7 protein-coding genes and 1 pseudogene are annotated in these 7,655 nt (G+C 69.5%); 1 reads left to right on the forward strand and 7 read right to left on the reverse strand.

Going from position 1 to position 7,655, the window contains the following annotated elements:
• Positions 1-169: IS701 family transposase (locus tag VIM19_07815; GenBank protein HEY5184793.1), on the reverse strand; the 169-nt coding region annotated here is incomplete at its 3' end.
• 179 nt (positions 170-348) lie between these two features.
• Complete coding sequence (locus VIM19_07820; GenBank protein ID HEY5184794.1) at positions 349-627, reverse strand: hypothetical protein; 279 nt, start codon at positions 625-627, stop codon at positions 349-351.
• Between the two features lie 304 nt (positions 628-931).
• Here VIM19_07820 and VIM19_07825 point away from each other — a divergent pair, with 304 nt between their 5' ends.
• The gene (locus tag VIM19_07825; GenBank protein HEY5184795.1) at positions 932-1,714 is read left to right on the forward strand and encodes a hypothetical protein; all 783 of its coding nucleotides are present in this window, start codon (positions 932-934) and stop codon (positions 1,712-1,714) included.
• 1,064 nt (positions 1,715-2,778) lie between these two features.
• Here the strand turns inward: VIM19_07825 and VIM19_07830 are convergent.
• The 5 genes and pseudogenes from VIM19_07830 to VIM19_07850 all read right to left on the reverse strand — a co-directional run.
• Positions 2,779-3,123 (reverse strand): annotated as a pseudogene (locus tag VIM19_07830) (CpaF family protein).
• 222 nt (positions 3,124-3,345) lie between these two features.
• Entirely contained in the window at positions 3,346-3,552 is a 207-nt protein-coding gene (locus VIM19_07835) for a hypothetical protein (GenBank protein ID HEY5184796.1), read from the reverse strand.
• A gap of 35 nt (positions 3,553-3,587) precedes the next feature.
• On the reverse strand, positions 3,588-5,381 hold the full coding sequence (locus tag VIM19_07840) for an AMP-dependent synthetase/ligase (GenBank protein HEY5184797.1): 1,794 nt from the start codon (positions 5,379-5,381) through the stop codon (positions 3,588-3,590).
• Between the two features lie 144 nt (positions 5,382-5,525).
• Positions 5,526-5,846: a hypothetical protein gene (locus VIM19_07845; protein ID HEY5184798.1), complete on the reverse strand. Its 321-nt coding sequence runs from the start codon at positions 5,844-5,846 to the stop codon at positions 5,526-5,528.
• Between the two features lie 162 nt (positions 5,847-6,008).
• On the reverse strand, positions 6,009-7,655 hold a 1,647-nt coding region (locus VIM19_07850), incomplete at its 5' end, for a cell wall-binding repeat-containing protein (GenBank protein ID HEY5184799.1).

The following is a 7,655-nucleotide window of genomic DNA, read 5'->3' on the forward strand; positions in this document are numbered from 1 at the left end:
CCTCCCCAGCCCGTTGCGCCAACGTCCAGGAGTTCTTCCGCTCCACCGGCGCCAACAGCCCGCGAATATAGGCGGCGACCCGCTCCCGCGGCTCCGAACGCGCGAACCGCGCCGCGATCCGCGCCTGGACCTCCTCCAGCCCCGCCGCCCACGCCGACACCTCAGCCACATCCAGAACATCAACCACACGCGCACGATCGCAGGGACCGGCCCGTCAACTCACGACGACATGCTGTCGCCGAGATCAAACCAAGTGCGGCTGTAGTACTAGTGGGATCGCCGGCCCGCGTCCCGCTGACCACCATGACGAAGAAGCCGACCGGCCAACGGAAAGACGTAGCGAGCGGCTCAGGTGGGCGGAGGAGGTGGCGTCAGGGTGCAGCCGTCCTTCTGGTCGCCGCCATTGCCGCCACCCATGCCGTTGTCGCCGGTGTGGGCGAGGCCGCCACTTGAGTTGTGCCCGCAGTTACCCCAGCCTTGGTCCCCTCCGTTCCCGGGCGTTGGTCCTTCGGGTGTGATGATGGAGCCGCCCGGCCGGTTGCTGTTATCGGCCAGGGCCAACGTCGTGCACCCGATCGGAACGGCGAGCGACCCGAGAAGAACCAGAACAGTGATGCTCTTGCGCATGAGGGGTTCCTTTCTGGCGCCACGAGGGGTGCGGCACATGGGGAACATCGACATGCTCGGATCCGGCGTCGTAGCACCAATCAGGTGAACGGCCGGGGCGACCGAGCCTTCGCTGTCGTCAGGGTGCAACAGATGTACTGACGATTGGTGGGATTGCCCGCCAGCGTCGACCCGCCCGAGAACTGCGCTTCGGCGCTCTCGACGCGGCACGGGCGCCGTGACGTCGGTTCTTTCGCCCCTGACGGGGGAACGTCGCTGGGACAGATGCTGATCTTGACGCACCATCCGTCTGGAGGCGAGTTCAATGACGGCACGGTGGCAGGTGACGACGGGGTCGGAGGGCGAGGAGTCGCACGGGCGGGACGATGCGGTGGTGGCTGCCCGTCGGCAGGCGGCGCTAGTTGCCGCCGTGGCAGGGCTCGCGCTGGTGCCGTATTTCCTTGTCGTCGTCAGCATGCTGACGGACCTGCGAACCGTGTCGCCGCCGCCCGGCGCTCCGGCGAACGACTTCGTCGACTTCTACGTCGACAACTTCTCCCGCATCCCACTGCACGCCACAGCGTTCATCGTCCAGTGGGTGATCACGCTGGTACTGCTGGTAGCAGTCGTCCGTAGCGCCTGCGTACGTCTGGACCTGGCTGCCATCGTCGCCATCACCCTTGCCGGGGCCTCCACCGCGGTCTACGTGTTCGCCGAAGGCCTCGGCGCCTGGCCGGCGCTCTCGTTCGACATGAACGCCGCGAAGGTCCGTGGCAACCTCGACGCTGGTGTCGCCCAGGCGCTGGTCTTGTCCCGCGACGGTCTCCATGCCGCCGCCTCAGTCCTCGTCGGCATCTCGCTGCTGGTCATCGCGTGGCTGCTGGCCAGAAGCGAACTGTGGGGGCACTGGCTGCTTTCCGTACTCGCCGTCGTCGCCGGCGTGTCCGCCATTGCCAGCATGGCCCTCGGGCCTGAGTTCATCGGGCCTGGCCTGCTGTGGGTGTGGGGGATCGTTGTTTCCGTCGTGCTGCTCGTCGCCCGCTCGAAGCTCGGGAGCGCACCGAGCGCAACGGGCGGGAACACTCCGGCGACGCCGAAGTCGGCATGACGCGCCGCCGCGTTGAGGGATCCTGATGGACCTGGCGTTTCGAGGGTGGCGCTGCTGGCTGGCCGGACTACCCGGACTCGTACGCGGAGTTGCGCTCGTGGTTCGGCGAGGACTGGAAGTGCCTGGACTACCTCGACTAAATGCGCTGGCCGCAGGGGTTCGTATGCCCGTGGTGCGCCTCGCCGGAGGGCTGGCGGGCACCGGATCGTCGGTGGCGCGACGCGGGCTGTGACCGGCGCGTCTCGGCAACCGCGGGCACGATCTTCCACGGCACTCGGACGCCGCTGACGGTCTGGCTCTCGGCGGCCTGGCACCTGACCAGCGGCAAGGGCGGCATCTCCGCGACCGAGCTGCTGCGCGAGATGCAGCTCGGCTCCTACCAGACCGCGTGGGCGTTGCTGCACCGCCACCGGTCGGTGATGGTGCGGCCGGGTCGCGACCGGCTCACCGGCGACGGGCAGGTCGACGAGGCGTTCCTGGGCGGTCCGGAGCCGGGCGTACCCGGACGTGGCGCGTTGGGCAAGGTGCTGTTCGCTGCTGCCGTAGAAGTCAGTAGCCCCAAAGGTCTTGGCCGCGCTCGACTGGGTGTCATCGAGGACGCCACCGCCGAGAGCCTGCAGGAGTTCCTGCTCGCCAACGTCGAGCCGGGCAGCCGCGTCATCAGCGACGGCCGGTCGGCCTACCCGGTGGCCACCCGCGGTCTCTACACGCTCAAGGCCACCCACGTGACCGCCACAGGGCGACCCGCCCACGAGGCGCTGCCGGGGGTGCACCTGATGTTCTCGCTGGTGAAGCGCTGGGTGATGGGCACGCTGCACGGATCGATCAGCCCGGAGCACATGCCGGCCCACTTCGACGAGTGGGTGCTCCGCTTCAACCGTCGCACCTCACGAAGCCGCGGGCTGCTGTTCCAGCGTCTTCTGCAGCAAGCCGTCGAAGGTGACGCACTCACCTACAGCGAGCTTCGCAAGGCAGGCCGCACGCGACCCCCGCCCCCGCCCCCCGGCCGGCTGCGCTGGCTACCTCCCAGCCTCGAGCTCGGCGAGACGGGTCTGCCGTGGCGCGACGATGACGTTGAGGCCGACCTCGACGCACACCTCGAGGAACCGCGCCGCGTGCGTGGTGAGCGCGCCCAAGCCGACCAGCTCGTCGAGATGGCTCGCCCGCACCACGAACTTGCGGATGTTCAGCGCCCAGTGCCGCCGGGTCACGTCCGGGATCACTACGTGCAGCCGGCTGCCGTCGGGCAGCGACGCGTCGACGAACGGCGAGGACAGGTCCACCCGACGCCCGGACTGCTTGAGCATCCGCTCCACGAGGTCCTGCACCATGCCAGGGGTCGGGATCACAGTGGTCAGCTCGATGCGGCCCTCCCGGGCGACGAAGACGCGGCCGGGCTCGTTGACCCACTAACACGTGGTTGGGGTGGTCCGCCATGCGGTGCACGGACTCCGTTGTCACGCCGCCGGCACTCTGCAGCTCGGCCACCGAGTCATAGGCCGCGCGCCACGCGTCGAAGTCCTCGACCTGGTGCAGCACCGAGCTGTAGCCGGCCAGCTCGTTGTTCATGTGGAAGACGTGCACGACGAGCCTCTGTCCGGCGTCCAGCGGTTTCATCGCCTCCCAGGCGATCAGGGTGAGCCGCTTGTCGATGGCCAGCTGGGTCGCGGCCCGAGATGCTCCCCGAACACCCCGTAGTGATCGCCGTAGCCGTGCTCGAGAAAGATCCGCGCCCGCAGGTCCGCGTCGATCCGGTCGAGATGACGAGGGTGGATGGCAAGCCGGTGCTCGTTCTCCTTGCTCGACGTTCCGAGCACTCCGACGCTGAGCTGGCCCATGGCGCCCCCTCGCCGACGGCCCGCGACTCACGGCACTAGATCTGGCTGTACAGGGCCTCGATGTCGGCCGCGTGCTCCTTGCTGACGACGTCTCGCTTCAACTTCATCGACGGGGTCAGCTGGCCGCCCTCGACGGTGAAGTCGTCGGGGAGGATCCGAAACGCCCGGATCGACTCCGCGCGCGACACCGCGGTGTTGGCCCGGTCGATCGACTGCTGGATCTCCGCACGGACGTCCGGGTCGTCGGCCAGCTTCTCGGCCGGGGTGTCATTCGGGCGGTGGCGCAGCTCGAGCCAGGTCGGCAGGAACTCCCGGTCGAGGGTGACCAGCGCGGCCACGAATGGCCGGTTGTCCCCGACCACCATGATCTGGCTGACGAGCCGGGACGCCCGGGCCCGGTCCTCCAGCACGGCGGGGGCGACGTTCTTGCCGCCGGAGGTGACGATCAGGTCCTTCTTCCGGCCGGTGATGCTCAGGTAGCCGTCGTCGTCGAGCTGGCCGATGTCGCCGGTGCGCAGCCACCCGTCCGGGTCGATCGTCTCGGCGGTGGCGGCTGGGTTGTTCCAGTAGCCGGCCATCACGTGCGGGCCCTTGATCAGGATCTCGCCGTCGTCGGCGACGCGGATAGTGCTGCCGGGGATCGGGCGCCCCACGGTGCCCACCCGCATTGCGCCGCGGTGACTGAGAGTGGCCGGGCCGAAGTTCTCGGTCATGCCGTAGACCTCGTACACGGTGATGCCGGCACCGCGGAAGAAGTGCGCGAGGCGGGTACCAAGCGGCGCCCCGGCGGACAGCGCCCAGCTGACCTGGCCGCCCAGCCGGTCGCGGAGCCGGCGGTAGACCAGCAGGTCGAACACGGCGTGCCGCAGCCGCAGCAGCAGGCCCGGCCTGCCCCGGTCCAGCGCCTGGCTGTAGCCGATCGCTGTCGCTGCGGCGGAGTCGAAGATGCGCTCCCTGCCCTCCTCGGCGGCCTTGGCGGAGGCCATGTTGTAGACCTTCTCGAACACCCGCGGCACCGACAGCAGGTAGTCGGGTCGGAAGACCTGAAGGTCGTCGACCAGCCCGGCGAGGTCGTAGGTGTGGCCCATCGGGGCGCCCTGCCAGGTGGAGCCGAACTGGATGTCGCGGCCCATGACATGGGCCAGCGGCAGGAACAGCAGGGTGGACGTGCCGTACCGCAACTCGTCGCCGAACGGGCCGCTCACCATGCCGGTGGCGACGGCGAGCATGTTCCCGTGGGTGATCGTGCAGCCCTTGGGGCGGCCGGTCGTTCCCGACGTGTAGACGATGGACGACACGGTGGAGGTGTCCGCCGAACGGCGGCGCGCCTCCAGCGTCTCGTCGTCCACGGCCTGTCCCGCCGTGGCCAGCTGCTCGAGGTCCTCGACGGTCCACACTTGCCTCAGCGTCGGCAGGTCGGGTCGAACAGCTGACACCAAGGACGCGTGCTCGGGGGTCTCGACGACCACCGCGACGGCACCGGAGTCACCCAGGATCCAGCGCACCTGCTCGGCCGACGAGGTCTCGTAGATCGGGACCGTCACCGCGCCGGCGAGCAGGATCGCAATGTCGAAGACGGTCCACTCATACCTCGTCCGAGACATCAGGCCGACCCGGTCACCGGGCTGGACCCCGGAAGCGATCAGCCCCTTGGCTGCGCCGCGAGCCTGGTCCATGAACTCGCGCAGCGTGACCGGACGCCACCCACCATCAGCCCGGCGGCGGAACTGCACCCGGTCAGGGTCGTCGGCCAAGGCGTCGACCAGGTGGTCGGTCATGTTGGCCGTGGGCGCGATGGCGGCTGCCGCCGGGACGCTGTACTCACGCATCGTGTCCTCCCCGGATGGTGTCAGCCGGTCGGCTGGACGCGGCCGTTCGCAACCGGCCGTCCTCCCGTTTCAGACAAGACCCGCCGGGAGGAACCAGCCAGAGACTTTCGGCCCCACCACTGCCCGAGGGGGCCCGGACGCTGATCAAGCAAGGGCCGTCCGCCCGCCGGTGCAAGGGCCTCGACAGGGGCCCGTCAGCCGATACGTGAACCTGATCTCCTCGATCGTGGGGCCGTCCAGGTACGGCTGCAGCGGGCCGAAGCCGGCGACCGAGTCGAGCACCGAGCGCAGCGTGTGCTCCGGGTCGGCCAGCGGCGGCACCGAGCCGGAGAGGCTGCGCTCGTCGTAGTCGGCGAGCACCTCGCCGACTAGCGCCCACATCGCCGTCGGGTCGGCGAGCGGGTCCAGCCCGCGCCTGCGGACCAGTTCACGGACCTCGTCCTCGACGACTGCCACCGCGTCCATGCGCCCCCCCGCAGGGTCGTTGGGGCCGCCTTCTCAACGGCGTCCCCGCACGCAAGCGGCGTGCGGGGTCCACCCGTCAAGGTGCGGTTCTAGAGCCTGTGCACAAGAGACGTCCCATCTGTCCGAGAAGCCTGGTGACACCACTCCTGTCCCACCATGGCACTAGCCGACACAGGGGGTGAGCGCCTCCACCTCCGAGCTCAGCGCGCCGGTGCCTCCAAGCAGGGTGACGCGGGAGGCCCCGAGCCGGCTGATCTCAGTGACGTCGACCGCCGGCAGGCAGGTAGACGCCGACAAGAGAACCGGGCCCGGCAGGGCGGCTGCGCGAGCGGCACCCGACAGCGCATCGGCGAAGCCCGCCCCGCTCGCCACCAGGACCCGCGAAGCCGAGCCGAAGTACGCCTGCGAGACCGCAACTGCAGTGCCGTAGCGGTCGGTACCCGCCAGCCTGCGCACCTGCGGCGCGTAGGTGGCGAGCGCGGTGGCAACGGCCGCGGAGACCGCACCGGTCCCACCCAAAATCGTGATCCGCGCCGGCTTCAGCCGCTGCAGCTCGGCCACGGTCTCGGCGGGGATCCCCGTCGCAGACACCAGCAGCACCGGGACCTTGTTCGCTCCGGCCGCTGCGGCACCGGCAAGGGCGTCCGGATAGTTGGTGCCGGTCGCGACCAGGACGTCGCCCAGACCTGGGCTGAAGTACTTCTGCGACAGTACCGCCGCGGTGGCGTAGCGGTTGGCTCCGGCGACCCGGGTCACGGTGCCTGCCGTATACGCCTTGAGGGCGGTCAGCACCTGGTCGGAGATGACCCCCGAGCCACCGACAACAACGATCTGGGCCGGCTGCAGCCGCTTGAGCTCGTCCGAGACGGTGGTGGGAATCGCGAGCTTCTGGACGAGCAGGACCGGGCCGCGCAGCGAACCGGCTGCCGCCGCCCCTGCCAGTGCATCGGGGAAGTCCTCACCCGTGGCCACGAAGACCACGGGCACGCCCGGCGCGAAGCCGTCCGCCGAGATGGCTGCCGAAGTGGCGTACCGGTCAGCGCCGAACAGCCGGTCCACCGTGGGAACTGCCGTGCCACCGCCACCGCCACCGCCACCGCCACCGCCACCGCCACCGCCACCGCCGCCGCCACCGCCGCCGCCACTTGAGGCGGTGGTGAACGACCAGGAGTAGACAGTCATCACGTTGCCTGCGATATCCTTGACCCCGGATACCAGCACCGAGTACTGCGTCGAGGCCGCCAACGCCGCCGACGGCGTGAACGTCAACACCGTTCCAGAACCGTTCAGCGCAGTTGCCGGCGGACCAGCCGACGGCGTCACCGAGATTGACGCACCCGCCTGGATCGGCTCACTCAGCGTCACCGACACCGTCGACGACGTCGCCACCCCCGTCGCGTTCGACGCGGGCACCGTGGACACCACACTCGGTGGCGTCGTGTCCGGCAACGTGAACACCACGTCCACCCAGTAGTTCGGGTTGTTGGAGGTGTTGTTCGGGAACACCCCACCCGACCCGTACTGGTAGACACTTCCGGTCGCCGTCAGCGGTGAGTTCACGTACGGCAGCGGGGAGAACCCGCCGTCAGAGGAGTAGCTGCCCTGTGGCGCCAGGTACGACGCCACGTAGGTCGTCCCCGCCGTGACCGCCACCGGCGACGCGAACGTCACCGTCTGCCACCCCGACGACGTCTCACCACTGAACGTCGCCGTCGCCAGCAACGAACCCGCCGACGACCACAAGCTCCCCGTATGCGTCCCCCCGTTCGCCGCCCCACCCTTGTAGAACCGCACCCCCGTCACAAACCC

Source organism: Actinomycetes bacterium, from assembly GCA_036510875.1.
Classification (GTDB): domain Bacteria; phylum Actinomycetota; class Actinomycetes; order Prado026; family Prado026; genus DATCDE01.